Raw genomic sequence first — 22,549 nt, forward strand, 5'->3', positions numbered from 1 at the left:
AAGGATGTTTTTACCAGACGCGTGGAGCGAGGAAAAACGGCGTTCTTGTTCTATTAATTACGAATTACGTTAGCGCAGCGTTAGCGAGTCCTCGATAGCGAAGCGTTAGCGACGCAGGAGCGTCGCGTCATTACGAATTACGAATTACCTTCAGCCAATGTGGATAAGCATAAGAATCCGCAGCTAGTAATTTTGACCAGCGATAAGTATTAAATACTCGGCTAGTTGTTAAGCGTAGATTTTCCAGCAGACGGGCATCTTCGCCAAACGCTTCAAAAGCAAGACTCCACCAAGCTTGATTCTCAACTCTTAGCTCAGTAATTTCCACACTACAACCGTTATCAATTTGCTCATTGCTTATAACAGGTTGTGCAGAAAAATCAGGTAAAACTTGATAAAGTTGCGAGTGGCGAACTTTTTGAACATTTACCCAAACCGAATTTTCCAAAACCATTGCAGGCTGAAAACTTTCTCCTGTGGAGTCTTCGCATAGCCATTTGTGCCATTTTTCAACCTTACCCTCTACTAATTCCCCAAAACGCACCGTACCAAATTCTGCCTTACGCCATTTAACTTCCAGCCGTCCTTGCCGCAATTTGATCCCCAAATAATCACACTCTGGGCTGTAGAGATACCAATCTTCCCGTTCCTGTGGAGCTTGCTTTTTGTCAATCAAACAATTTTGTTCAAACCAGACTTGAACATTTTCCGGTATCGCACCAGGGTAAAACCAGCGTAATTCGTTAGTAGTCATTTGTCATTGGTTATTGGTCATTTCTTTGTATCTCCGCGTCCCCCTTCTTCTGTCGGAGACGCTGCGCGAACGGGTGACGCTGACGCTCCTTCTTTGTAGGAGTACGTCGCTAGCGCTAACGCAACCAACAGAAACTGCGCTTGTCTGCGACTGCCTCACTGCGTTCTCCTCATTTAGCCGAAGCGGCCCTGATAATGGGAGAATAAAAAACGAGAAATAACACTTACATTGTGTTGCCTCCAGCCCAAAGGAATATTTAGAAATGTGGAAACGTATTGTATTAATTTTGCTATTGGTGTTGAGCTTTAGCGTGAGTAATCCTGGTTTAGCGGCTGCGTCTGGACTCAAAAGCTTTGTGGACACTGCTGATGGCTATCAGTTTTTATATCCTAACGGCTGGTTGCAGGTTAAAGTTGCTAACGGCCCAGATGTGGTATTTCATGATTTGATAGAGGTATCTGAAAACGTCTCTGTAGTGATTAGCCCTGTTCCAGATGGTAAAACTTTAGCTGAACTAGGAACACCGACAGAAGTAGGATATAAGTTAGGTAAAGCTGCACTGGCTCCTCCTGATTCCGGTCGTTCAGCCGAATTAGTTAACGCTGCACAGCAAGAAGTTGACGGTAAAACATATTACCTACTAGAGTATGCAGTTAAGCTTCCCAATCAACAACAACGTCACAATATAGCCAGTGTCGCAGTTAGCCGTGGTAAGCTTTTTACCTTCAATGCATCAGTACCTGAAAAGCGTTGGCCAAAACTCAAAAGAACTATCGATGAAGTTATAAATTCTTTTTCTGTGTACTAGTCATTTGTCATTTGGAATGGGGACTAGGGAATTGAGAATTGGGAATTATCTTTCTCCCTGAGCTTCCCCAGCTTTTTTACTTCCTCATCTCCCTCATCCCCCTCATCCCCCTCATCTCCCTATTTATGGGCATTCCACCTTTTGTACTTGCTTCAGCTTCCCCGGCGCGGCGTCGCTTGCTGCAAACTGTTGGGATTGAACCGATAGTTAGAGTCAGTGATTTTGATGAGTCGCAAATCCAATTAAGTGAGCCTGCACAACTAGTGCAAACTCTTGCTCGATGCAAGGCAGAGACTGTATCTCCACAGTTTGAATCGGCTTTGGTTATGGGTTGTGATTCGGTGTTAGCATTGAATGGTGAGATTTATGGCAAACCAGCAGACGCTTTTGAAGCGATCGCTCGTTGGCAAATAATGCAAGGTAATTTTGGCGACCTGTACACAGGTCATGCCTTAATAGACCTCTGTCAAAACCGTACTTTGGTAAGGTGCCAGGTAACGAGAGTTTACTTTGCACAAATGAGCGATAGCGCCATCAGTGCCTATGTCGCTACAGGTGAACCCCTCAAGTGTGCTGGAGCCTTTGCCCTTGAGGGTTTTGGTAGTCTCTTCGTAGAAAAAATTGCCGGATGTCACAGCAACGTCATTGGACTCAGCTTACCCTTACTGCGACAGATGCTAGCTGAACTAGGATACGATGTCACTGATTTTTGGCGAGAATGAGTTGTCATTAGTCATCCCTTCTCCTTCTTCGATGACTAATAACTATTACCAATTTGAAAAAAGAATGCGACAAATGTAAACTTTAAAACTCATGCCAGATCTAATGTACAACCACAAAGTTAGACAATTCCAGTCAAATAGAAGTAGATTTATATTATAAGTAGTGGGTAATTTAATTATGTTGATTAATTATTACCCATTTTTAATGTCTAGTTAATCATCAAAAACAGTTATGTCTGCGATGAAGGCTTCATTTTTCCAAAAAAACACTAGATTATTCCGGCATAAGCTGAAAAAATACTTGCGATCGCTCAATCAGTGGTTCTCAGATACGCCAGAAAGAGCGCTATTAGAAGCCTATCACGCAGCTCAAAAAATTAGAGATATTGAAATTGAATATTTTGGTAGCAAAAAAATATCTTCACAATCAATAATTTATACTGAAAGTGTCATGTCTTATTGGCAAGTTTGCCTTAATAAAAACTTGACTATTATCAAAGTGAGGCTTGCAGAATTTCTACTTAGTCGTGAAATTATCAACATTTCTCATCCAATTTTGTTAGAAAAATTAAAATTCATTGATGAAGTTGTTGAAAAATATAATATCAAAATTGAACTAAATAATAACGCTGAATTATTGCAAACTTCTCAGCCGCTACAAGTCAACCCTAATCAACCTAAAAAACAGCCAGAAATATCTCATAATAATGGTAATAAAATTACATCTATATTTCAAAAAACAGGAGTATTCCCCAGATCTATTGGTATAACATTAAAAAAAATCAAAGCAGATTTTTCGCCACAAGCCGAAGAAGAGTTCGTCAAAAACTATCGTATTTCTCGCAAGCGAACAATAACTGCTATTAGGTTTTTAATTATTTTAATTATTATACCGCTTTTAGTGCAAAATTTATCTAAACAAATTTTGTTATTCCCCATAGTAGAGCGAATTAGAAGTGAGAACGCAATTGAAATATTTATCAATTCGGATATGGAGAAAGCAGCACTTAATGAGCTAAAAACTTTTGAAAGAAAATTAAGATTAGAATATTTACTTAATCCAGCCCCATCAATTTCCTCAGAATTAGAGCGAGACAAGATTAAACAAAAAGCTATAGAAATAGCTGAAAATTTTCGCATTAAAAGTTCTACAGCTATTAGTAACGTTTTTGCTGATTTCATATCTTTAATTGCTTTCAGTATAGTAGTTGCTCTAAGTAAAAAAGAAATTGTCATAATCAAATCGTTTATAGACAATGTTGTTTATGGACTTAGTGACAGCGCCAAGGCTTTTTTGATTATTTTATTCACAGACATTTTTGTAGGATTTCATTCACCACATGGATGGGAGGTAATTCTTGAGGGGTTGACAGAACATTTAGGTTTACCAGCCAATAGAAACGCAATATTTCTATTCATCGCTACGTTTCCTGTAATTCTAGATACTATCTTTAAATACTGGATATTCCGCTATCTCAGTCGTTTATCTCCATCAGCATTGGCGACAATGAAGGAAATGAATGATTGATGGGGAATGGGGAATGGGGAATGGGGAATTGGTGTTTGTTATTTCTCCCCCTGCTCCCCTGCTGACAAGTGTAGGTATTTTACATTCAGTCTGAAAAAGCCTATTTTTCTGTTCCGAAATCTTTCCCCGCGTCCCCCTTCGGGTGACGCTCGCAAGCTCGCTAACGCTGCGCTAACGCAGTCGCCTGCGGAGGGAAACCCTCCTTTACTCGCTGTCTCACCGCGTCCCCCCGTCCCCGCGTCAATCAAAACGCTGCCCCCATGCTTCCTCATTGCATAGCCGCTAACTGATTCGCTAGGCTATTAATACTTTGGTTACTTAAAGGTGTGCCATGGATTTTGAAGGTGAAGCCACCACCCCAACTGCGACAGACAAGATAGAATTTGCTCAACCAATTACTACCCGTAAGCCACTAGAATTACTACGAGATACTGAGGCTTTGTTAAGGCGGCCGACTGTGGCGGCATTACTACCAGTTTTGCCGCCAAAACTGAGTTATGGATTTCAGGTGGCTTCATCTTTAGCAGATGACTCTTTAAAAGAACTGGCAGAAATTGATTTAGACAATATCAGTGATTTGGAACTGCGACCAGTGCGAATTCGTGTTGGTCTAAGCTGTGTCGGTTTTGGGGCACTAATGATACTAGTACTGGTACTCTACTTAAGTACTTTGCATCCTGACCTCAGTACTGTTCAACAGACTCGGCAATACTGGTATCTGTATGTCTGGTTTGTGAGTTTAGGTGTCACGGGGATGTTTATCTTGGGTCGTGAAGCAATGCGCCCCATACCAAAACAGCAAAAGTCATTGAGACGATGAAAAAGAACAGGAAACAGGGAACAGGGAATACTATGCTGCCCACAAGGGGCAATCTTCTCCTATCAAAGCAAGATCCCGAACGGTACGTAGCGGAACGAAGTTCGGCTTCAACTTTGACGTTTTGTGTAGATTTACGCAGGCGTATCAGTAAGCTAACAATCATTTAAACTGCATCCCCGTGTCTTTATGCAACCTGACTGTCGAGGTATTTAAGATGAATCATGATACTTTTATTGTTCCACCTGGTTCCAAAATTTCTTTGCGAAAAAACTATGATTCAGCCTATAAAGCTAACTTTCATGAAAAAACTGACGCACCTGTCAAATTGCAAACAGATATTAAGCGATTAGCAATTTATCAAAATATTCTTTATGCTCAAAATACCTATGCTTTACTGATTATCTTTCAAGCAATGGATGCTGCTGGCAAAGACAGCACAATCAAACATGTGATGTCTGGTGTAAACCCGCAAGGATGCCAGGTATTTAGTTTCAAAGCCCCAAGTACGGAAGAATTAGACCATGACTACCTATGGCGTACAATGAAGGCTTTGCCAGAACGGGGTCGAATTGGCATATTTAACCGCTCATATTATGAAGAAGTTTTAGTGACTCGTGTTCATCCAGAAATTCTGCAAAACCAACAATTACCCCAAATTCCTCCAGGAAATCAAATCTGGAAACAACGCTTTGAAGAAATTAATAATTTAGAAAAATATTTAGTTAACAATGGTATTATTGTTCTCAAATTTTTTTTGAATGTATCTAAATCAGAGCAAAAAAAACGCTTTTTAGAGCGGATTGAATCATCCGAAAAGCATTGGAAGTTTTCAGTCAGTGATGTCCGCGAACGAGCTTTTTGGGATGATTACATAAATGCTTATGAAGCAGTTTTTAACCACACTAGTACTGAATGGGCACCGTGGTACATTATCCCTGCCGATCGCAAATGGTTTACACGCTTAGTAGTTGCTGACATTATCTGCACAAAATTACAAGAACTTAACTTGCAGTACCCCATAGTTCGTGAAGAGCATAGGCAGCAACTTTTACAGGCGAAATATATCCTAGAGCAGGAAGACGAACTTAATAATTCTTAATATTTACTTTACAATTCTTAACATTTTTCTCTTGAAGCTTGCAGAGTGGGCGTTGCAAAGTATACTCCGTTTTCGTATATTCGCATATAACTTTATAACGTTTCAATGAACTTTGCTGTCTTTTTTAAGATCTCTGATCAGCATGGTAACAGTTGGGCTAGCCAATATGAAGATCGCTTTTGAAGTTGCGATCGCATCTCCCCAATGCCTTGACTGGTAAGGAAAATCTGATCTGGGAACTATGCTCTGAATTAGCGCTGAACAGAGAAAACTCTGCCCAAACTATGGCAGACATAAAGCGAGTCAATGGGTTGTTTTTTGGTCAGCAAATCTCCCAAAAACGGCAACGGCATCAATAAACGCAACAATCTGGCACTTTTCTACCTTCTATGATACGCTCTTGGCTTGAGGAGTCATGCCTCTTTTGGAGTAGAAATTTTAGAGTTTGAATTGTTTAACCAGCGTATTTTGCTGATTTAAACCTGACAGATAATACTATTCATACTCCAATTGGTTTGAGTTAGAGCTGATTGAGCCAATCTATTTTGTGAGCGTACACGCTATGTCTCGCTAAACCTCTCTGTACAAGAGTTTTCAATGTTCTGACCTCTGACTCCTTGAAATTGAGTTTGTTATGTCCATCTGAAAATCGTTCTTAAGAAGTCTAGAACACTATCCGTAGATTGTAGAAGGCGTGAAACGTTGACTATGAGAAAGTTTGAGGAACCATACAACAATTCTGATTGGAACAGAACCATCTGTAAACAGTTAAGAATTTAAGTATATCTACTCAGGCATAATTTGGATGGTGATGCGAGTCTTCCATGGATAAAACCACCCACCTGAATCTCTGAGAAAAATCAAAATCTTTCTAGAAACGCAGAGTGGAATTTTCATTAGGAAAAGGTGCAGATCACGTTATGTCTTTTGGTAAGTACTATCGACCGTTGCTCACAACTGTTTTGAGTATCGTGCCTTTTTCCTCTCTCGCCATCCCACTGCAAGCGCAAGGAAATTTAGGTCATAGCACCTACACTATGTCCTCAGGTACGTTGTTAGCTCAAACGAGTACCACACTATCAGCACAGGCAGGCCCAGATAAGAGTGTCACACTTCCCTACACGTTTGTTACTGTAAGTGGTGTTGTACAAGGTGGAACAGCTCAATGGGCGCAAGTCAGCGGCCCCAAAAAAGCATTAATTAAAAACTCCGCTTCTGCAACAACCGTGTTCAAATTCGATAGGGCAGGTACGTATGTAATGCGGCTCACGGCTCTTTCCAGTGGTGGGGCAAAAAAAACTGACGAAGTCACTATCACGGTGAATCCAAACCCTGTGGTGATTAGTGGAACATCCACACCGCTTGATCATCTCAAAGTTAAAATTCTACCTGTATATAAGCAAGGAAGTACTCTCCTACCTTTGACCCATTCCAGTTGTGGGTTATCTGAGAATATCTCTGTAGAACTTGCTAAAAATTGGGGTTTTGCACTACAGGTAGGGGCCGCAGATGCAAGGTATTTGGACTATGGGCCTAACTACGGCTTTGACCAAAACAACTTTGTCAAACTCATCAAGGCTAATCCGGGAAAATACAGCCTTGCAGTCGGATTGGGTTCTATGTATTCCTACTTCGATAACTACGATGGACGCCATCCCGACCTGCCAAAACTACCCGCAACGACCTGGCTACGTGATTCATCAGGGAAAATTATTCTCAGCGATGGGCGGCCAACAGTCAGTCCTGCGGCTCCCAATGAAACATTCGAGATTATCGGTAATTTTATTGGTCAGTCGTTAGGCCCTCTAGAAAAACTCGCTGGACAGCCAATCAAAATATTTCTCAACGGTGGGGAATATGGGCTGTGGCTCATTGGTGATGGGGGCCCTGCTTACTTGCAGAAAGACCCCACGGTGGTAGCCGATTTCAATAAATCTGGTCTGACAGACTGGTACGCCTATGTCTCGCGCAACAAAGCCCGGCAGGAGGGAGTACTAAAAGAGACCATGTATAAGTACTTAAACACTCGTCCGGCGTATTCTTGGTATCAAGAGCAATATGGTACTGAACGTGGTCGATGGTTCAACTGGAAGGGATGGATGTTTTTGTATGAGTACTTTCTCAACTCTTCTGGTAAACCAATAGTCTCTGATTACCCTGCACCAGAAATGTACTACAACTTCCACAACTCCGGCTGGTCTGGAGTGCATTGGGGAAGTATGGTACCGTGGGATGCGTTAACTCAAGCACTCAACAATATCTCTGGAACTATTAGTCTGGGACAACCGCTTGTTTATCCTTGGATTAGTGGCGGTTGGGAAGGATGGGATGGTCAGCCTATCACCGACATTCACAGATATTTCGGGATGTTGAAGATGTACTACACTGCTGGGGCTATTGGTTCTACAACTGGATATTTCGTATGTAGTGGCCCTCTATGGGAAGCACTGAAAATCAACAAACAAGTAGGTACTACAACACCCATACTAATCAATCACCTAGCGGTCGCTGGCAGAATACATGCCCTCTTCTCACACCTTGAAGAATATCTGCGTAATGGTGATCTGCTTCCTGGGCCTAACCAACATCCCTATTCAGGCAAAGATGGTACTAAAGCATTGCCGGCGATGGAGTTTCCTGTAGAGGGGGAAACAGCACAACAACCTGGCGCATTTGGCCCCATCACTATCCCGACGGCACGGGTTTTGGCGCGCAAAATTCGTGGTGAAGACCGATGGCTAGTTACTGCTTGGGCAAATGTGGGCGAAGACCGTGATATTAAAGTCACGATTGATTATAAACTCGGCCCTCTGACTTTACGTGCAAGAAAAGCCGGTTCTGTGTATGTAGTAACCATTGTGAATGGTAAGCCGAAGGTGACTCTGATAGACACGTATGCAACCAACCCAACAGCTAGTTTCTTCCCCTAAGCTGTTGTTATGGGATTTTGCTTTGAAGTTCTGAGCGTAGGAAACCTACGCTCAGATTTCTGTATTTTTCTATGTCCCAATTGCGGAGTAGCTCACTTAAAATACCTGCTCAAAAGCCTGAATGAGTCTGTCAACTTCTGCAAACGTGTTGTAGTGTACCATACTTACTCGCACTACCCCAGCTTGCGAAGCTAATCCTAAGTATTCAATTAGTCGTTTGGCGTAAAAATCTCCATAACGAATCCCAATGTGATGTTGGTCAATTTTGATGGGAATAGTTGAGCTATCAATTCCATTTACGACAAAAGATATTGTTGGCACACGGAGTTCACAATTAGCTTTTGTGTGCCCAATTACTCGCACACGCGGCTTGCTGTTAAGGTAATTTAGTAAGCGATCGCTAATTTTTTCTTCATACATGCTAATTAGGTCAAATGCCTGCACCATTTGACTTCGCAAATCAGATATAGTTTGATTACCATAATGTAGTTGTGCTAGTTCGCTCAGATAATCACACAAACCTAGCATTCCATAACTTAATTCAAAATTGACATTTCCTAGTTGGAATTTATAAGGAATATCTGTTTGCTCAATAAAATAATGATTAAGTCCAGGTAATCTTAATAAATGCTCTTTTTTTCCATAAAGTAAAGCATGGTGTGGCCCATAAACTTTATAAAAGCTCAATGCATAGAAATCTACATCTAAATCTTGAACATCAACTAATCTATGCGGTGCATAAGCTACGCCATCTACACAAATCATCGCTCCACGTGCATGTACAAATGCAGAAATTTCTTTGATAGGGTTGATAGTGCCCAGTATATTAGAAGCATGAGTCAAGGCTACTAATTTTGTACGCTGACTCATCAATGGCTCTAAATCTTCTAAATGCAGTTCTAAAGTATCTGAACGAATTTTCCAAACTTTAATCTTCATGCCTTGCTTTTCTAAAGCAACCCAAGCACCAATATTGGCTTCATGGTCGCAATTAGTCACAATAATTTCATCACCAGAGGCGAAAGTTTGACTTAAGCAAATTGAGAGAACTTTTAACATCATTGTTGTAGATGGGCCCATGACTACCTCTTGGGGAAACTTGGCATTAATCAAAGTAGTCATTCCTTTTGTTGCCAATGCTAAGCGTTCTCCTGCAAGTTGAGAAACTGCATAAGAGGCTCCTAACTGAACATCAGAAGTTAGAAGAAATTCACTAATTCTGTCTACTACTTTCTTGAGAGTTTGAGAACCGCCAGCATTATCAAAAAAAGTCCATTGACCTGCTAATGCCGGGAAAGATTGGCGTACTTTATCAATATTTAAGAGCATAGTAAAAGTTTCCTATAAAAGTTAAAGCAGTAAACATTGATCATAACAGATTGGTTAATAATGCATTCTTTAAAAAAATGTATCGGCAAATACTAAGAGCAAGTATTTTTGAATGCATCTAAATTATAAATTAATAATTTACTCAGCAAAATTACTTGTAAAACAAGTATATTTAGAAACCAAAAGAGTATATAAATGATGTGTTCGACTGTAAAGACCCATGTTTTTATTCTTCACAATTTACTCCAATTTTTCTGATAAGTTTAAATTAGAGCCAAAGCAGCTATTGTATTGACTCTTAATTCCTTAAATACGAACAAAGGAACGAGCTATGGATGCTGCTGTTACATATGATATTGAGCTGATTAAAGCAGAAGCATGTCAACTTGTAAAAAGGGGACTTGTTAACCGTCAGCAACCAATTTACGTCCTCTGTAAATATATCCCAGACCGCGACTGGGTTTATTTTGAACTTGAATTAGAAAAAAATGAGTTTCTGCTCAGAGATAGAATTATTGATTTGCTCGATCACGAATATTGGGGAGATGATTAAAACTTGATCTGGAATCCAAAACATAATATCAGCATTCTAAATCAATTGAGTGATAAAAATTAATACTTTTCAGTTGTTCAGCTAACGTGTGTTCAAGTAACATATTTTGTGGTTGAGACTGTCATTAGTCATTAGACCTCTTGCAAAAGTCGGATACTCGCCAGAAAATAAATTTTCTGGCTGATAACTCAAGTCGGTTTCAACCGACTAATAACAGTATTTTTAGTCCGTTTCAACGGACTTTTGCTATTAGGCAGAGACTTGAGTCTCTGACGGTTCAAGTATTTTTGCAAGAAGTCTATTTGTCATTTGTATTTACAAAAGACAAAGACAAATAATATGGTGTTCGGCTAAAAACTTATCATTGCCACTTACAGATGGGGCCTTAAAAGTTTGTGCTTTTTCCCTACCCCCTGCCCCCTCACAAGTGTAGGTTTTTCACATTCAATCCGAAAAAGCCTATTTTTCCGTTGCGAAATCTTTCTGTGCGTCCTCGCGTCTTTGCGTCGATTAAAACGCAAAATATTAAAAACCTACACCTGTCAGCTACTCCCGGCCTCTTATCAATATCTCTATAGGCATAAATAAGAAAAATAATTTAATGATAATTACATCTCTAGGCTCACGTCATTGCCAGCAAAAAAACGTTAACACTAAAGATAAGCTTTTTTAACTCATAAAACTGGGTGTAATTAACAATTTCCAGTCAAGAACACGAAATAGGGCCAAGAGTGATAGAAATGACTACTGCTAAAAACTACGACCAACAAATTCACAAGCTGCGTGAGCTACTTCAAGGTATTGATTATGGTATGTTTACGACAGTCGATGAAGATGGAAGCTTACATAGTTGTCCTATGTCGATTAGTAGTGAGATTAATTCTGATGGTACACTTTGGTTTTTTATCTATGCCAGTTCCCATAAAGTGAAAGAGGTTGAACACTATCAACAGGTAAACGTCAGTTTCTCGTCACCTGATTGCGAACGATACATTTCTATATCAGGCACAGCACAACAGATAAAAGACCGCGACAAAATGCGGGAATTATGGAAACCAGAACTGCAAACTTGGTTTCCGAAGGGATTAGATGAACCCGATATTACTTTACTCAAAGTAAATATCAGTAAAGCTGATTACTGGGATAGTCGAGCCAAATTTAAGCCCCAGACTATTAGTTTTATGAGTTATGCCTAATGTGAATTAAATTGGTTGAGACTGGAAAGTAAGACCATTAATACTAAAATATTGAATGCGATCGCAACTCTACCAATTATATTAGTCAAAGGCGGAAATGACTTGACAGTTGGTATTAGTGGCTTAGCTGGGTTTATTGCTTTAATTTTGGTTATTATCTGCTTGCTAAGCTGTTCCATATATAACTTACATAATTAGGGCGGGCAAGATGCCCACCCCACAAGAGTTTTATTTAATTTGATTATGTAATTTAGATGTTTTTTAGCTTAACCCTTTTATGTCACTCTCGGAAAGTAATAATCAAAGCAAGATTCTGAAACTTTCATCCAATCTAGCTTTGAGCCTTTATTTTCTAACAGTAACTAAAATTTATAACCAAAAGCTTAAAACTAAAGCTCCAAAAGGCTTTCAGCGATAGGCTTCTCCCAAACTGACAAAACAGGGTTAATCTACGATTTGCTTTTTGCCAAGCAAGGGATAATGATTAGTTAAAACTTGGTCATAAACGCCAATAAACCCCATTCTCTCGCTGCATTAACTTGCAGCCAATCAACTCTCGTCGTAGTGTAGCGCAATCAGGATGATAGCGCTTGAGAATTTCATTTACCATGGGTTCTGGATAGTTGACTCCCATCTCAAACTGACTTGCCAGCCACTCTAAAATCACTAAGCGCTTTTTGCGACTAGCAGGAATTTCCTTGAGACGTTGCACAGAATTCTTGTCAAAAGCATTACCTTCTATATAGTTTTTCAGAACTTTGCTAGACCACACTTCAGTTTCCAAATCCTCAATCAAAGATGCCATTTGCTCAGGTGTGAAAATTTCCTTGCTCATGCTTTGCAACGTCTCGCTATCTAGCCTGTAGAGGTGGCTATTACCTTCAGGACGCATACTCACCAAATTCATGTTTTTCAATCTCGCCAAATGGTGGGAAACAGTCGGTTCTTTGAGTCGCAGTAGCATCGCCAATTCCTCAACGCTGCACTCTTGGTTAGCCAAGATACCCACAATCTTTAATCGACTCTCATCCGCTAACGCCTTGAAAAAGCTCAGCAAGACATTAAATTGCTCTTTTTGCATAACTAATCCTAATTAGATATCCATCTAATTAGAAGTATATCTAAATTTATTTACGAATAGCACGCAAAAACCCATCCCCTTATGAGTGATATCATGTCCGTTTAAAGACTTATGATTTGGCTGACGCGGAGATAGGGAGACGCAGGGACAAGGGAGAAATTTTTATGATAAGTGATTAGCCAGACATGATATGAGGTGGTTAACAAGTCCCCATTCCCCATTCCCCATTCCCCACTCCCCATTCCCCACTCAAATCTGTCCTACACGCCAATAAACCCCATTTTCTCGCTGCATTAACTGATAACCAACCAATTCACGCCGCAGAGTAGCGCAGTCAGGATGGTAGCGCTTGAGAATTTCGTTCACTGTGCGTTCTGGATACTGAATTCCTGCTTCAAATTGACTTGCTAACCACTTGAGAACTACCAAGCGTTTTTTGCGGCTAGCAGGAATTTCCTTAAGGCGTTGAATAGATTCTCTGTCAAAGACATCACCCTCAAAATAGTTTTTCAATATTTTGCTCTCCCATGCTTCAGTATCTACATCCTCAATCAAAGATGCAATTTGCTCAGGTGTGAAAATTTCTTTGCTAATGCTTTGTAAAGCTTCGCTATCTAACTGGTACAGACGGCTATTACCCTCTGGGCGCATAGTTACTAAGTTCAGTTCCTTGAGTTTCGCTAGATGATGAGATACTGTTGGTTCCTTAAGTTGCAGTAACACCGCCAATTCTTCGACGCTGCATTCCTGATTCGCTAGAATACCTACAATTTTTAATCGGCTTTCATCCGCCAAAGCTTTAAAAAATCTCAGTAATGTCTGAAACTGTTCTTTTTCCATAATTCATCATAATTAAATTCGACTTCTGTCTAATTAGAAAGAAATCAAACTAGTAGTGCTGTCCTCCTCTGATGCAGCATTGCTCTGTATAACGCTTAATTTGAATTAATGTTAATTTTTAATTTTTTTTGTAACAAATTGAGGTTTCTTAAGTTGTTCTTTACATTTCGCCATGATAAGTCACTCATTAATTAAAAAAAACTGAAAGTGTAATCAAATAGGGCAATTTTGTTGTAAAGACAGTCAAGTTATTGAGTGTAAACTAAAGCATTATGTATATGATTTTGCACAAAAGACAAATTTTCATTCTCAACTGAAAAATGTCATTTAATTTAAAATAATCGTGTTTTCAGCTACAGTTATGCCTGAGTAAAGTGAGCAACAATAAGAAAAATAACTAGAAATGCAGCTCTTCAAAATACGCTGCTGTTTCATGAAACCTCGAATTATCGTTTGTGGCTTAGGACGTACCGGATACAAAATCTTTCGTTTGCTGAGACAGCAGGGGGCATTTGTGATTGGCATTCATCAGCAAATCATCCCTGGTGAAACCGCAGGAGATGTAATTGTTGGTGAGTTACATGTCGCTGCTACCCTGACAGCAGCCGGAATTGAACAGGCGCAGACTATAGTAATTGCTACCTCTGATGATGCGCTGAATTTGTCGATTATGATGCAAGCGCGGGTATTAAATCCCCAGATTCGGATTATTAACCGTTTCTATAATACAAATCTGGGCGATCGCTTGGATCAAACTTTGGTAGATCATCTAAGTATGAGTGTTGTCGGTTTGGCAGCACCAGTCTTTACATTTGCAGCTTTAGGAAACCAAGCCATTGGGCAAATCAAGTTATTTCAGCAAACTTGGCCAATTCATGAAGAATACATTCATGAACACCACCCGTGGAGAGGTCGCAAGCTGAGTGAGTTGTGGGAAGACCGATCGCGGATGCTAATTTATTACTTACCTGAGAAAGGTGAAATAGACTTAGTATCGGCGGTAATATCGGGACAAGAGATTAAAGTAGGCGATCGCTTAATTATTGGTACTCAACCCCAAATTCGTCCCCAGCGGCGATCGTTGATTAGAAAACTGCTGAAAGTTGTGACAAATCTCCGGCAGTTTCAGCAACATGGGCGATCTGTATTGGTTGGTGCGATCGTCTTACTAGCAATAATTGTCATTGCCACGCTTACCTACATGTCAGCCAAGCTGAGTTTGTCTGTTGTCGATGCTCTATACTTTTCCGTAGGCATGATTACTGGAGCAGGCGGTAATGACAAAGTTGTAGAAAATGCCCCTGACAGCATTAAAATATTTACCGTCGTCATGATGCTAGTTGGAGCAGTGGTGATTGGTATTTGGTATGCAATGCTCACCGATTTTGTCTTAGGAAGCCGCTTCAAGCAATTTTGGGATGCGGCGCGTATTCCCCAACGCAATCATTATATTGTTTGTGGCTTGAGTGGCATCGGTCTGAGAATTATTCAGCAACTCCATGCCAACGGTCAAGAAGTAGTAGTCATTGAAACTGACTCTAACAATAAATATGTCAACACCGCCAGAGGTCTTGGTATTCCCGTAATTCAAGGTGATGCCAGTTTCCGCGCTACACTCAAAGCTAGTAATGTAGACACCGCTGCCGCAGTTCTGGCTGTCACTAACAACGACGCCATCAACTTAGAGATTGCCCTCAAAGCCAAAGGACTATCACCCAGAATCCCTGTGATTGTCAATTATGCCGATCCCGATTTTGCTGGCATGGCACAACAGGTATTTGACTTCGAGGCTGTACTCAGTCCCGCTGAACTAGCAGCCCCAGCTTTCGCTGCTGCCGCCCTTGGAGGACGCATTCTGGGCAATGGCATTACAGCAGACAGTCTTTGGGTAGCTTTTGCAACCGTCATCACAGCTACACATCCCTTTTGCGGTCAGTGGGTAAAAGATGTAGCAATGTCTGCTGATTTTGTACCCTTATACTTAGAAACAGATTATCAAACCCTTCACGGCTGGGAACTGCTAGAAAATAGACTCAGTGCCGGTGATATCTTATATATGACTATGCCCGCTACTAGACTATATCAATTGTGGCGTGATGAGCGAGTTTGCGAAGTACACGCACATATTTCTAATTCTTAACTAGTTCCGTGGGTTTAAGTCCCCCGGTTCTATAATCGGCAAGTTTTGTATTGGGGTTCAATCCCCATTACAAAACTTAATTACGTTAGCGTTAGCGAAGCGGTAGCGAGTCCTCGATAGCGTCAGCGTAAAGCCTACGGCATAGCTTCGCTTAGAGCGACACAGGAGCGTCGCGTCATTACAAATTACGTTAGCGCAGCGTTAGCGAGTCCTCGAGCGTCATTACGAATTATTTAATGGGGAGTAGGGAAAAAATATTTCTTTTTGTTAGCTTAGCGGTAGCGAGTCCGCGAGCATTATTTTGAATTTTAAATTTTGAAAACTGATTCAAAATGTTGGTTTTTGAAACAGCAGTAAAGATAGAAAAAAATCCATCATAAAAATTGATACCCAAGTGGTCACAACTGCTTTTGTTGCTGATTCTCCTACTTCTTTTGCTCCTCCTTTAGTAGTTAATCCCCAACTACAACCAATGACAGCAACTAGTAGCCCAAAAAGAAATCCTTTGAGCAAAATAATATACATATCTGCCGGCTCTAAAAAATCTCTGACAGACTCTAAAAATGTTTCTGGCTCAATTTGATAAAACTGGGCTGCGGCAAAAACTCCACCACTAATGCCCGTAACTAAAGCAAAAACAGTCATGAAGGGCAACATTAAACAGCAAGCAATTACTCTAGGAAGTACTAAATAATCAATTGGATCAGTTTTAAGCATATAAAGAGCATCTATTTGCTCTGTGACGCGCATTGCACCTAATTCGGCTGCAAAAGCCGAACCAACTTGACCTGCTAAAATACTGGCGGTCAAAATTGGAGCTAATTCTCTACAAAAAGCTAGGGCAAAAGCACCTCCTACAGTATTCACAGCATTAAATCGTATTAATTCTCTAGCTGTTTGAATAGTAAAAATCATACCTGCAAAACCACTCACCAGCAGCACTGGAGAAATAGAAGCTGGCCCAGCAGTTACCATATGTTGTAAAATTTTACGGTAGTACGTTTTCCCTTGAAGTAAATGCAGCCAAACTTGACCGAAAAGCAACACTGCGGCAAAACAGCGTACAGTCCAGGATTGCTCGAAATTTTTGGGGGTTTGCAATTTCATTACCCTTAAGACTGACTTCTTTATATTAATGTCAGGGTACAACACTAAATAGCTTTACTTACTGCTTGCTCAGAAAGTTTCTCAACAGTTTATAGATGAGTAATAGCTGCAAAAACCCTCCAGTCCCCCTGCTGTGTCACAATAAAAAACTGTAATAAGAAAAATATAGTTAAGGTAATATAGTGAGTCCAACTGCTCAATCTCCAGCCAGTACGCGCCGTGTAGTGTTTCCTTTCACAGCAATTGTAGGTCAGGAAGAGATGAAACTGGCATTACTGTTAAACGTGATTGATCCCAAAATAGGTGGTGTAATGATTATGGGCGATCGCGGCACCGGCAAAACTACAACTATCCGGGCTTTAGCAGATCTCCTACCAGAAATTTCTGTGGTTGCCAACGATCCTTTCAACAGCGACTCCACAGACTCAGATTTGATGAGTGATGAAGTCCGCAAACAATTAGAACAAGGAGCAGAAATTCCTGTAGTCTACAAAAAAGTCCAAATGGTAGACTTGCCTTTAGGAGCTACAGAAGACCGAGTTTGTGGCACTATCGACATTGAGAAAGCTTTGTCTGAGGGTGTCAAAGCCTTTGAACCAGGACTACTTGCCAAAGCTAACCGAGGTATCCTCTACGTAGATGAAGTCAACCTTCTAGATGATCACCTCGTAGACGTGCTACTCGACTCTGCCGCTAGCGGCTGGAACACCGTAGAACGGGAAGGTATTTCTATCCGTCACCCGGCGCGTTTCGTACTTGTCGGTTCTGGCAACCCAGAAGAAGGCGAACTTCGCCCCCAATTACTCGACCGCTTTGGAATGCACGCCGAAATTCACACAGTTAAAGAACCTACTTTAAGGGTGGAAATCGTAGAGCAGCGCGCCGAATTTGACCAAAATCCCCTAGAATTCCTCGAAAAGCACAAATCGCAGCAAGAAGCATTGCAACAGCAAATCGTTAATGCTCAGCAGCTTTTACCAGCAGTTAAAATTGATTATGACCTACGGGTTAAAATTTCTGAAGTTTGTTCAGAACTAGACGTAGACGGCTTGCGTGGTGACATCGTTACCAACCGTGCCGCTAAAGCATTAACAGCATTTGAAGGACGCACCGAAGTTACAGTTGATGATATCCGTCGTGTCATGACTCTATGCCTACGTCACAGACTGCGAAAAGACCCTCTAGAATCGATTGACTCTGGCTATAAAGTTGCAAAAGCTTTTAGTCGCGTCTTCGGTATAGAACTACCAGAAGAAGGTAATGCCCAAAAAAACGGCATAGGTCAAGTTAAAACCAGTGTTCGTTAATTTAAAGTTTGTCATTGGTCATTGGTTATTCACAAATGACGAAGCGCAAAGTCTGAGCGTCGGCTTCCGGCGAACAGAACTTTGTAAGAGAGGACAAATGACAACTAACAAAAAAATTCAACTCATTACCAATTATGAGATTTTGGCAATTTTGGTTTAACACTTGTATTTTATCTAGCCAATACAACCCGCCCCGGTTTATAGAATTATTGATGCTTGTGCTAGCGATCGCTATGCTAGCAATAGCGAGTTTTTTACCAGACAGACCATATTTAATCCTGGGCTTGAGCTTAGTAGTTGGGGCATCTATCTCTATCTTAGTACGAGAAGCGATCGCCCCATCACCCCAAACACGCATCACCCAATTCACAGCATTACTTTTACTTTTGATCAGTCTATACGGCTTCGCAGACTTAATGTACACTCTTTAACTAAACTCGATATAAGTAAAAAATTGGCAGCAAGAATACAGTTTACTAATCGCCCATTCCCTAATTACCATCCTTGCATTTCTACTAATTCCATACACAATTCATTAATTTGTTCCAAATCTGGTCTAGCAGGTAAGGTAGATTGCCCATAAACAATTTCCATTTCTGCAACTAAATCCTCTGCCATTTTCATCAATTGTTCATATGAATACTCACCCTTTAAAATAGCTTTTAAATCTTCAACGTCTCCAGCTATTCTCCTATCAACAATTACTGCTCCTTGCCGCAATATTTCCAAACCACTGCGTAATAATCGAATACAATGCATTCCATGCTTGAGGTCATAACCTGACTTTCTTTCCATCTCCGCTCTTGCTGGATTTCTATTTTTTTGCCAAGCTAAATAAGCCTGCCATTCTCTTAAAGCTATTTGATAATTTTGGCTTTTTTGCAGCAAGCGAATAAAGTCTTTACGACTATTTGTTAACTTTTGAGTATAATCTAAAGTCTCATCAGATAAAGTATATTGTTTTAACACTCCTTTAAAGTCAATATCTGCCGTCAGTAATTTGTACAATTGTTCGGCTTCTTCTAAAAACTCAATCCGTCCTCTAATTAAGTTATAAAGATATTCTAGAAAAGCGTTAAGCTCATCTTTGGTCAGTGGTGTTTCGTCTTCTATCGCAAAATCAAAAGGCAATGGTTTCTTTTGCGGAGGATTTAACAACCACTTACGATGAGTTTCCATCTTTTTAATTTGAGCAAAAGCATAACCAGAATAAGTATGCTTAACTTTTTTAGTTAGAAATATCTTTTTGTGGCTAATCAAGTGCTGTCCCACAGAAGTTAAGACAGGATAATTATTCAACCACAGTAATTCTAAAATATTAGGATTTGCCCCCGCCAATAACTGGAGAATTTTCTTTAACTCATATATAACTGTGTCTTTATTACCATCTAAAAATGAAAATTTTCCTGGTTCATCCCAACCAGCATCTTTTTGTTCTATATGGTCAAATCCTAAGTAATACCTTTTAGGTGCAATAAACACTCCCCGATAATCAAAGTCAGATTCGGGACGATTTAAACCATAGCCGTGGCTACCTGCCAACCCAATCAAAATCGCTCTTTGTTCAACTTCTATTCTTTTCATAACACCTGCTTAAAATATTGCCATCCTAACTCACAAGTTAAAGGGATTGGAAACGACAAGATAATTAAAGCAGGGAAAATCTGAGTAACGAATACCATTACTCAGATTATTGCTGTTCTGTGTCTTGGTTAACTACACAACCAGCAAGTAACATTCCGCTTCTTTGTCTGAAATTAGGAATTTAGTATTATAGGTTGACTTAGCGCTTTTTAATAGGATACGATTTGAGATTGTCTGTCTAATTCTCGCTCGGATCAGGTAGACATATTGCAAAAGCTGACAGAATCAAAGCCAGCTACCTGTACGGCAAACTTAAGGACAATTCCATGACCTACGCGATTATTGAAACTGGTGGCAAACAATTAAGAGTAGAGCCAGGCCGATTCTACGACATTGAACTGTTAACTGCCGAACCAGACGAAAAAGTTACAATAGAAGCAGTATTACTTGTGCATCACGATGGCGAACTCTCTATTGGGCAGCCCCTTGTGGCAGGTGCGACTGTAGAAGGGACTGTATTACGACACTTTAGAGATCGAAAAGTCCTGGTATATAAGATGAAGCCGAAAAAGAAAACCCGTAAAAAGCGGGGGCATCGTCAGGAAGTTACCAGATTGATGATTGATTCGATTATCCTCAATGGTGCAGTCTTAGCAGCTGAAACTGAGACAAGTGCAACACCTGTCGCTGATGATCTCGCTGCCCAAGAAACTGAACCCGCCACCGAAGAATAAAGAGAAATAAACATATAAGAGGAAATTATGGCTCATAAGAAAGGAACAGGTAGTACACGTAACGGTCGCGATTCTAATGCTCAACGTTTGGGTGTCAAACGTTACGGTGGTCAAACTGTACGTGCAGGAAACATTCTCGTGCGTCAGCGCGGCACTAAATTTCACCCAGGTAATAATGTCGGTATTGGCAGCGATGATACTTTGTTTGCCTTAATTGACGGCGTTGTCACATTTGAAAGAAAAGGCAAAACCCGTAAAAAAGTTAGCGTTTACGCAGCTGCTACCGCAGTTGAAGCAACACCAGTTGAGGCAGTAGCTAGCTGAGTCTATCTTTAGCTGCAAATGCTCTTGAGGTGAAATATTTTTACGGGGTGTGTTAGCCAAAAGCTAGCGCACCCCATTTTGCTCTAAAAAACACCGAAATTTCTCCCCCCTGCTTCCAGTCACTGAGTAATACCATGTCCGTTTAAAGACTTATGATTTGGCTGACACGGAGATAGGGAGACGCGGGGACGCGGAGAAATTTTTATGATAAGTGATTAGCCGGACATGATATAATACCAATTCTCCAAAATTCGGCTACACATTCAAACTCCGAAACTCCTACTAAATAAGAGTTTCTTAATTACGTTAGCGCAGCGTTAGCGAGTCCTCGAGCGTCATTACGAACTTGTACTGAGCGAAGTCGAAGTATTACGAATTACGTTAGCGTAGCGGTAGCGAGTCATCGATAGGGTCAGCGTAAAGCCTACGGCATAGCTTCGCTTAGAGCGACACAGGAGCGTCGCGTCATTACGAATTACGAATTGGTATTAATATCCTGTCGCTGCTAACTCTAGAGAATGAAAATAACGAACTCGCTCAACCCAAGTTTTCCAAGTGCCATCGGGATAGAGTTCTAGCATCCGAAAACCGGGAGGTTGTCGGTCAATGGCAAAAGATTGACTCTCTGACAAGAACTGAATAGAAGTTGAGGGACTACCAAAGTAGTGTACATGATGACGTTGATGCTCCCATTCTTGATGAATGTGACCAAATAAAACTATCTTGACTTGTGGGTGGCGATCTAGAACAGCAAACAGTTCCTCAGAATTTTTGAGACTGCTAGCATCCAACCACTCAGAATTGACTAGAAAAGGCGGATGATGTAGCGCCACGAGAGTGGGATTCTCACCCATCATTTTTAATTCCCAATCTAGCCAATCTAGAGTTGGTTCTGAAAGATGACCATGCACATATCCAGGTACAGAAGAGTTGAGTAAAATAAAATTCCAACTGCCACGCTGAAAAGATTTACGTCGGGAAACCATGCCTAGATTTAAAATTTTATCCATGGCGATCGCACAGTCATGATTTCCTGGTAGCCAGTAAGTAGATATTTTGAGTGAACTCAGCAGGTTTTGTAAATTTTCATAGGATGCAGGCGTACTATCGCCAGATAAATCTCCCGTCAGCAGTAGTAAATCAATTTCAGTTTGCAGAGTTTTTAAGTGTTCTATCACTGCTTGAAAAGATTCTGCGGTAGGCATTCCCAGTAGTTTGTCATTTTCTGAAGCAAACAGATGTATATCTGTTACCTGAGCAATTGATACGGGTGACACTTGATTCATCTTTGCTAATCGGGGTGTATGCGTCTTAATCTCTCATTTGTCTCTCAGTAAAGTAGCCTATTGCACCTCAAGTAGCAAAATTAGCTTGTTCGTAAATTGATGTTTACGGTATTGATTAGACAATTTGCGTTTGTTTGAGGCTTTGAATGACTAATGTTAACCTAGTTTTTACGCAATTATAAAGCTAAGAATTACACTAAAATCATTTTTTTAGATAAAGTTATTTTTTCATCTATCTTAAGATATAAATTATGATTTGCAGTATTTTACGACATTCTGATTCAGAAGGGTAATCAGTTGTAATTCCAAGCTCATGTGCAATTTGAAAGCGTTTTAGCTTCAGGAAACGCAAGAAAATTTCTCATCTACGAGGATGCGAATTTATGAAAAATACTGATATAATAGAT

General features: G+C 40.4%; 23 protein-coding genes. 16 read left to right on the plus strand and 7 right to left on the minus strand.

Features of this window, described 5'->3' with window-relative positions; translation table 11 throughout:
* Positions 1–130 precede the first annotated feature (130 nt).
* Positions 131–754 carry a hypothetical protein gene (locus AC5JMF_RS06400; RefSeq protein WP_495794865.1) on the minus strand — a complete coding sequence of 208 codons (624 nt, stop codon included), beginning with the start codon at positions 752–754 and terminating at the stop codon, positions 131–133.
* Between the two features lie 262 nt (positions 755–1,016).
* Here AC5JMF_RS06400 and psbP point away from each other — a divergent pair, with 262 nt between their 5' ends.
* From psbP to AC5JMF_RS06430, 6 genes are all read left to right on the plus strand, one after another.
* Complete coding sequence (psbP, locus tag AC5JMF_RS06405; protein ID WP_495794866.1) at positions 1,017–1,562, plus strand: photosystem II reaction center PsbP; 546 nt, start codon at positions 1,017–1,019, stop codon at positions 1,560–1,562.
* 125 nt (positions 1,563–1,687) lie between these two features.
* Complete coding sequence (locus AC5JMF_RS06410) at positions 1,688–2,284, plus strand: Maf family protein (protein ID WP_495794867.1); 597 nt, start codon at positions 1,688–1,690, stop codon at positions 2,282–2,284.
* 232 nt (positions 2,285–2,516) lie between these two features.
* Positions 2,517–3,812, plus strand: a complete 1,296-nt coding sequence (locus AC5JMF_RS06415; protein WP_495794868.1) for a proton extrusion protein PcxA — start codon at positions 2,517–2,519, stop codon at positions 3,810–3,812.
* A gap of 331 nt (positions 3,813–4,143) precedes the next feature.
* The gene (locus AC5JMF_RS06420; protein WP_495794869.1) at positions 4,144–4,632 is read left to right on the plus strand and encodes a hypothetical protein; all 489 of its coding nucleotides are present in this window, start codon (positions 4,144–4,146) and stop codon (positions 4,630–4,632) included.
* A gap of 214 nt (positions 4,633–4,846) precedes the next feature.
* A complete protein-coding gene (locus AC5JMF_RS06425) occupies positions 4,847–5,731 on the plus strand; it encodes a polyphosphate kinase 2 family protein (protein WP_495794870.1) in 885 nt (294 codons plus the stop codon).
* A 920-nt stretch (positions 5,732–6,651) separates the two neighbouring features.
* Positions 6,652–8,661: a PKD domain-containing protein gene (locus tag AC5JMF_RS06430; protein WP_495794871.1), complete on the plus strand. Its 2,010-nt coding sequence runs from the start codon at positions 6,652–6,654 to the stop codon at positions 8,659–8,661.
* Positions 8,662–8,757: 96 nt separating this feature from the next.
* Here the strand turns inward: AC5JMF_RS06430 and AC5JMF_RS06435 are convergent, their stop codons facing one another.
* Positions 8,758–9,990 carry a cysteine desulfurase-like protein gene (locus tag AC5JMF_RS06435; protein ID WP_495794872.1) on the minus strand — a complete coding sequence of 411 codons (1,233 nt, stop codon included), beginning with the start codon at positions 9,988–9,990 and terminating at the stop codon, positions 8,758–8,760.
* A gap of 331 nt (positions 9,991–10,321) precedes the next feature.
* Here AC5JMF_RS06435 and AC5JMF_RS06440 point away from each other — a divergent pair, with 331 nt between their 5' ends.
* The 4 genes from AC5JMF_RS06440 (at position 10,322) to AC5JMF_RS06455 (ending at position 11,937) form a co-directional block, all read left to right on the plus strand.
* A complete protein-coding gene (locus AC5JMF_RS06440) occupies positions 10,322–10,543 on the plus strand; it encodes a DUF4327 family protein (RefSeq protein ID WP_495794873.1) in 222 nt (73 codons plus the stop codon).
* Positions 10,544–10,683: 140 nt separating this feature from the next.
* Positions 10,684–10,881, plus strand: a complete 198-nt coding sequence (locus tag AC5JMF_RS06445; protein ID WP_495794874.1) for a hypothetical protein — start codon at positions 10,684–10,686, stop codon at positions 10,879–10,881.
* Positions 10,882–11,283: 402 nt separating this feature from the next.
* Positions 11,284–11,739 carry a pyridoxamine 5'-phosphate oxidase family protein gene (locus AC5JMF_RS06450; protein ID WP_495794875.1) on the plus strand — a complete coding sequence of 152 codons (456 nt, stop codon included), beginning with the start codon at positions 11,284–11,286 and terminating at the stop codon, positions 11,737–11,739.
* Positions 11,740–11,754: 15 nt separating this feature from the next.
* On the plus strand, positions 11,755–11,937 hold the full coding sequence (locus tag AC5JMF_RS06455) for a hypothetical protein (protein ID WP_495794876.1): 183 nt from the start codon (positions 11,755–11,757) through the stop codon (positions 11,935–11,937).
* A gap of 301 nt (positions 11,938–12,238) precedes the next feature.
* On the opposite strand, the gene AC5JMF_RS06460 is transcribed toward AC5JMF_RS06455, so the two are convergent.
* Both AC5JMF_RS06460 and AC5JMF_RS06465 read right to left on the minus strand, forming a co-directional pair.
* Positions 12,239–12,820 carry a DUF2087 domain-containing protein gene (locus tag AC5JMF_RS06460; protein ID WP_495794877.1) on the minus strand — a complete coding sequence of 194 codons (582 nt, stop codon included), beginning with the start codon at positions 12,818–12,820 and terminating at the stop codon, positions 12,239–12,241.
* A 249-nt stretch (positions 12,821–13,069) separates the two neighbouring features.
* Positions 13,070–13,660: a DUF2087 domain-containing protein gene (locus AC5JMF_RS06465; RefSeq protein WP_495794878.1), complete on the minus strand. Its 591-nt coding sequence runs from the start codon at positions 13,658–13,660 to the stop codon at positions 13,070–13,072.
* Positions 13,661–14,093: 433 nt separating this feature from the next.
* Here AC5JMF_RS06465 and AC5JMF_RS06470 point away from each other — a divergent pair, with 433 nt between their 5' ends.
* On the plus strand, positions 14,094–15,800 hold the full coding sequence (locus AC5JMF_RS06470) for a potassium channel family protein (protein ID WP_495794879.1): 1,707 nt from the start codon (positions 14,094–14,096) through the stop codon (positions 15,798–15,800).
* Positions 15,801–16,127: 327 nt separating this feature from the next.
* On the opposite strand, the gene AC5JMF_RS06475 is transcribed toward AC5JMF_RS06470, so the two are convergent.
* Positions 16,128–16,907, minus strand: coding sequence for an MlaE family lipid ABC transporter permease subunit (locus AC5JMF_RS06475; RefSeq protein WP_495794880.1), 780 nt, complete (start codon positions 16,905–16,907; stop codon positions 16,128–16,130).
* A gap of 182 nt (positions 16,908–17,089) precedes the next feature.
* Between AC5JMF_RS06475 and bchI the strand changes: the two genes are divergently transcribed.
* Genes bchI through AC5JMF_RS06490 form a run of 3 tightly spaced genes read left to right on the plus strand, consistent with a single transcriptional unit; the run spans position 17,090 to position 18,645 of the window.
* A complete protein-coding gene (gene bchI / locus AC5JMF_RS06480) occupies positions 17,090–18,214 on the plus strand; it encodes a magnesium chelatase ATPase subunit I (RefSeq protein ID WP_495794881.1) in 1,125 nt (374 codons plus the stop codon).
* Complete coding sequence (locus AC5JMF_RS06485) at positions 18,204–18,374, plus strand: hypothetical protein (RefSeq protein ID WP_495794882.1); 171 nt, start codon at positions 18,204–18,206, stop codon at positions 18,372–18,374. The genes bchI and AC5JMF_RS06485 overlap by 11 nt, the downstream gene beginning before the upstream one ends.
* A complete protein-coding gene (locus AC5JMF_RS06490) occupies positions 18,349–18,645 on the plus strand; it encodes a hypothetical protein (protein WP_495794883.1) in 297 nt (98 codons plus the stop codon). Before AC5JMF_RS06485 ends, AC5JMF_RS06490 begins: the two co-directional genes overlap by 26 nt.
* A 64-nt stretch (positions 18,646–18,709) precedes the next feature.
* Here AC5JMF_RS06490 and AC5JMF_RS06495 read toward each other — a convergent pair whose 3' ends face one another.
* Positions 18,710–19,798: a nucleotidyltransferase domain-containing protein gene (locus tag AC5JMF_RS06495; protein WP_495794884.1), complete on the minus strand. Its 1,089-nt coding sequence runs from the start codon at positions 19,796–19,798 to the stop codon at positions 18,710–18,712.
* Positions 19,799–20,124: 326 nt separating this feature from the next.
* Here AC5JMF_RS06495 and rplU point away from each other — a divergent pair, with 326 nt between their 5' ends.
* A complete protein-coding gene (gene rplU / locus AC5JMF_RS06500) occupies positions 20,125–20,532 on the plus strand; it encodes a 50S ribosomal protein L21 (protein ID WP_495794885.1) in 408 nt (135 codons plus the stop codon).
* A 27-nt stretch (positions 20,533–20,559) separates the two neighbouring features.
* Entirely contained in the window at positions 20,560–20,856 is a 297-nt protein-coding gene (gene rpmA / locus AC5JMF_RS06505; protein ID WP_495794886.1) for a 50S ribosomal protein L27, read from the plus strand.
* Positions 20,857–21,344: 488 nt separating this feature from the next.
* Here the strand turns inward: rpmA and cpdA are convergent, their stop codons facing one another.
* Positions 21,345–22,142 (minus strand): 3',5'-cyclic-AMP phosphodiesterase, encoded by a 798-nt coding sequence (gene cpdA / locus AC5JMF_RS06510; protein ID WP_495794887.1) that lies wholly within the window; start codon positions 22,140–22,142, stop codon positions 21,345–21,347.
* Positions 22,143–22,549: the final 407 nt, after the last annotated feature.

It is taken from the genome of Desmonostoc vinosum (genome assembly GCF_059505385.1).

What these genes read in the sequence shown, in the direction of transcription:
- AC5JMF_RS06465 (WP_495794878.1), bottom strand. Translation starts at nt 13,660, where the DNA reads ATGGAAAAAGAACAGTTTCAGACATTACTGAGATTTTTTAAAGCTTTG.
- AC5JMF_RS06420 (WP_495794869.1), top strand. Translation starts at nt 4,144, where the DNA reads ATGGATTTTGAAGGTGAAGCCACCACCCCAACTGCGACAGACAAGATA.
- AC5JMF_RS06435 (WP_495794872.1), bottom strand. Translation starts at nt 9,990, where the DNA reads ATGCTCTTAAATATTGATAAAGTACGCCAATCTTTCCCGGCATTAGCA.
- rpmA (WP_495794886.1), top strand. Translation starts at nt 20,560, where the DNA reads ATGGCTCATAAGAAAGGAACAGGTAGTACACGTAACGGTCGCGATTCT.
- AC5JMF_RS06490 (WP_495794883.1), top strand. Translation starts at nt 18,349, where the DNA reads ATGAGATTTTGGCAATTTTGGTTTAACACTTGTATTTTATCTAGCCAA.
- AC5JMF_RS06450 (WP_495794875.1), top strand. Translation starts at nt 11,284, where the DNA reads ATGACTACTGCTAAAAACTACGACCAACAAATTCACAAGCTGCGTGAG.
- AC5JMF_RS06475 (WP_495794880.1), bottom strand. Translation starts at nt 16,907, where the DNA reads ATGAAATTGCAAACCCCCAAAAATTTCGAGCAATCCTGGACTGTACGC.
- AC5JMF_RS06440 (WP_495794873.1), top strand. Translation starts at nt 10,322, where the DNA reads ATGGATGCTGCTGTTACATATGATATTGAGCTGATTAAAGCAGAAGCA.
- AC5JMF_RS06425 (WP_495794870.1), top strand. Translation starts at nt 4,847, where the DNA reads ATGAATCATGATACTTTTATTGTTCCACCTGGTTCCAAAATTTCTTTG.
- AC5JMF_RS06430 (WP_495794871.1), top strand. Translation starts at nt 6,652, where the DNA reads ATGTCTTTTGGTAAGTACTATCGACCGTTGCTCACAACTGTTTTGAGT.
- psbP (WP_495794866.1), top strand. Translation starts at nt 1,017, where the DNA reads ATGTGGAAACGTATTGTATTAATTTTGCTATTGGTGTTGAGCTTTAGC.
- AC5JMF_RS06410 (WP_495794867.1), top strand. Translation starts at nt 1,688, where the DNA reads ATGGGCATTCCACCTTTTGTACTTGCTTCAGCTTCCCCGGCGCGGCGT.
- AC5JMF_RS06400 (WP_495794865.1), bottom strand. Translation starts at nt 754, where the DNA reads ATGACTACTAACGAATTACGCTGGTTTTACCCTGGTGCGATACCGGAA.
- AC5JMF_RS06470 (WP_495794879.1), top strand. Translation starts at nt 14,094, where the DNA reads ATGAAACCTCGAATTATCGTTTGTGGCTTAGGACGTACCGGATACAAA.
- AC5JMF_RS06415 (WP_495794868.1), top strand. Translation starts at nt 2,517, where the DNA reads ATGTCTGCGATGAAGGCTTCATTTTTCCAAAAAAACACTAGATTATTC.
- AC5JMF_RS06460 (WP_495794877.1), bottom strand. Translation starts at nt 12,820, where the DNA reads ATGCAAAAAGAGCAATTTAATGTCTTGCTGAGCTTTTTCAAGGCGTTA.
- cpdA (WP_495794887.1), bottom strand. Translation starts at nt 22,142, where the DNA reads ATGAATCAAGTGTCACCCGTATCAATTGCTCAGGTAACAGATATACAT.
- AC5JMF_RS06495 (WP_495794884.1), bottom strand. Translation starts at nt 19,798, where the DNA reads ATGAAAAGAATAGAAGTTGAACAAAGAGCGATTTTGATTGGGTTGGCA.
- rplU (WP_495794885.1), top strand. Translation starts at nt 20,125, where the DNA reads ATGACCTACGCGATTATTGAAACTGGTGGCAAACAATTAAGAGTAGAG.